The organism is Rhodococcus sp. EPR-157, assembly GCF_001647195.1.
In the GTDB taxonomy this organism is placed as follows: domain Bacteria; phylum Actinomycetota; class Actinomycetes; order Mycobacteriales; family Mycobacteriaceae; genus Rhodococcoides.
The window spans coordinates 1-2,439 of the sequence record NZ_LVCV01000317.1; the positions used below are offsets into that span (position 1 = coordinate 1).

At 61.8% G+C, this 2,439-nt stretch carries 2 protein-coding genes and 1 pseudogene; 1 reads left to right on the forward strand and 2 read right to left on the reverse strand.

Translation table 11 applies throughout. The features are described from left to right. Window positions 1–141 precede the first annotated feature (141 nt). Window positions 142–966, forward strand: coding sequence for a fumarylacetoacetate hydrolase family protein (locus tag A2J03_RS14635; RefSeq protein ID WP_068375183.1), 825 nt, complete (start codon window positions 142–144; stop codon window positions 964–966). Between the two features lie 38 nt (window positions 967–1,004). Here A2J03_RS14635 and A2J03_RS32070 read toward each other — a convergent pair. Next, a pseudogene (locus tag A2J03_RS32070) lies at window positions 1,005–1,109 on the reverse strand (acetaldehyde dehydrogenase (acetylating)); the annotation flags it as partial. A 62-nt stretch (window positions 1,110–1,171) separates the two neighbouring features. Continuing rightward, window positions 1,172–2,439, reverse strand: a 1,268-nt coding sequence (locus tag A2J03_RS14640; RefSeq protein WP_231912541.1) for an ABC transporter permease, incomplete at its 5' end; no start/stop codon positions are given.

The window sequence follows — 2,439 nt, forward strand, 5'->3', positions numbered from 1 at the left end:
AGCTGTCGGCGGAGATGGAGAAGTTCCACGACGACCGGGTCGAATACGTACCGCGCCGTTGGCGGCCGGTCCCCGCGTCGGTGAACCTGTGGGGTGGCCAGCTCGCGAGCTGGCGCAAAACGAGCGAAAGCGAGATCTGACATGTCCTATGTCTCTTACGAATACAACGGTGTTCGCGGTGTCGGCGAGGTGGACGGCGAGTCGCTGATTCCGCTGCAGGGCATCTCCGAGATCGGCCGCAGCACCACGATCGAGACCCTCGCATCGGCGGAGCGGAAGACGAACCATGCTCTCGCCCTCGACCAGGTTCGCGTGCTACCGGTGGTCACCGACCCTGCGCGGGTGATCTGCGTCGGACTCAACTACCGCGACCACATCGTCGAGACCAAGCGCGACTTCCCGACGTACCCGGTCATGTTTCCCAAGTACGCATCCAGCCTCATCGGCGCCTACGACGACATCGTCGTTCCGCCCGAGAGTTCCGAGGTGGACTACGAGGGCGAGATGGCTGTGGTCATCGGGCGACGGGGTCGCCGCATCACCGAGGAGGACGCTCTCGATCACGTCCTGGGCTACACCGTTGCCAACGACATCACGATGCGCGACTTCCAGTACAAGACCCACCAGTGGATGCAGGGCAAGGCCTGGGACGCGAGCACGCCTCTCGGACCGCGCATAGTCTGCCCAGCCGAGGTGGACCTCGCAGGCTGCGGGATCCGCACAATCGTCAACGGCGAGAAGGTGCAGGAGTCGAATCTGTCCCAATTGCTGTTCACGGTGCCCAATCTGATCGCGACTATCTCGACGTTCACCACGCTCGAACCCGGCGACGTCATCCTCACCGGAACCCCTGGCGGGGTGGGGTATCGCCGCAAGCCCCAGCTGCTCCTGAAGCCGGGAGATCACGTCAGCGTCGAGATCGACAACCTGGGCTCGGTGAGCAACCGGCTGGTCACGGATCACTGACCTTCGCAGTGGGACGGCACACTCGTTCATTTGCGCGACGCTGCCACGTCCAGGGCTACGTCGGCGGTCAGATGATAGTGAACCGGAGTGATCGCGGCAACGATCAGGATGGTGGCCTGACCACCGCAGGTCACCATCTTGACCGTCCAACTCGGCCACCTGGACGTTCAGATGCTGAAAGCGCATCTATCAGAGGAAGATAGTGCTAGTCCGGGGCACCGACTGCCCTGACAGCACTTTCACGCAGTGCGGAACCCGTGGAAGTGGCCGCGGTGACCGCAGTAAGTGCCATCGTCAGCACGGTGATTCCAGCCAAGAGCGCCCAGGGAATGGCAACGACCGGCGTGCCGTAGGCGCGGAACGTAGCGATCCAGAGCCCGACCAACGCAGTTGTTGCGGCGATCGCGCCGAGTAGTAGTCCAATGTGCGTCGCAGTCAATGTCTCCGCAACCACAACGCTCTGAACCTGGCGCTTCGTCATGCCGGACAGTCTCAAGGTAGCTAGCTCGGCGCGCCGCTGCCCGATCGAAATCGCGACAGTGCTCAAGACGCTGATCAGTGCATACAGACTTCCAAGGCCGACAATCGCCCCCATCACCACGCGATTCTCGTCAGCCTTCGTCGACGCGCCCTCCCGCACTAGATCCGACGGTGTATCGATATCGGTCGCGCCCAATGCCGCAAGCTCGGAACGTACCTTGTTGACATCGGCGTCCTGCGCCAACTGTACGAGAACGGTTGTGTTCCGATCGAGCATCGAGACGGGCAAAATCGAGCGGTCGATATAGAACCCTTCTGATCCGGCCAACGTTTCCGGCAGGCTGGCGGCTTGCCGAAGAGAGAGGGTCCTTCCGTCGACCTGCAACGAGACTTCCTCGTATTGCCCGTTGACGGTCAGGCTGTCCAGACCGCTGCCGAATACGATTGTGTCAGGACCGAAGTCATCGAGAGTGCCGGATGCAGGCGTCAGCAGCCTGGTCTGGCGGAAACGATCCGGATCGACCGCAACGACCGTTCCTGGACCATCGCGGGTGACGCTGTTTCGGGTGAGTCCGACCGCGAGTGGAACTACCGTTTCAGGTGCAGCGACAGTGACACCCTCGATCTGTTCGGCTCGATCGAAGGCGAAAGCCGCTCCGGATGCAACGAGATCGGCTCGAACGAGAGTTTGCTCTGTCTCTATCGCTGCGGTCTGGGTGTCGAGGATTCCCTGCAAACCCATCACGATGCTCACCAGCACGATCATCGGCGCCGCGCACGAGGCGGTACGGCGTACCGAATCACGCAGGTTAGCAACGGCTACCGCTGAAACTGGACGTCGAGGAGCGAGAATATCGACAACACCTGCGATTGCAGGCACGAGAAGGGGCGCGAGGCGACTCATCGCCACGGAGGCGGTGATGATGATGCCGAGTCCCAATAGCAAGGGGATGAGCATCCCTCCGCTGGTAGCGGAGAAGAACACCTGAACTC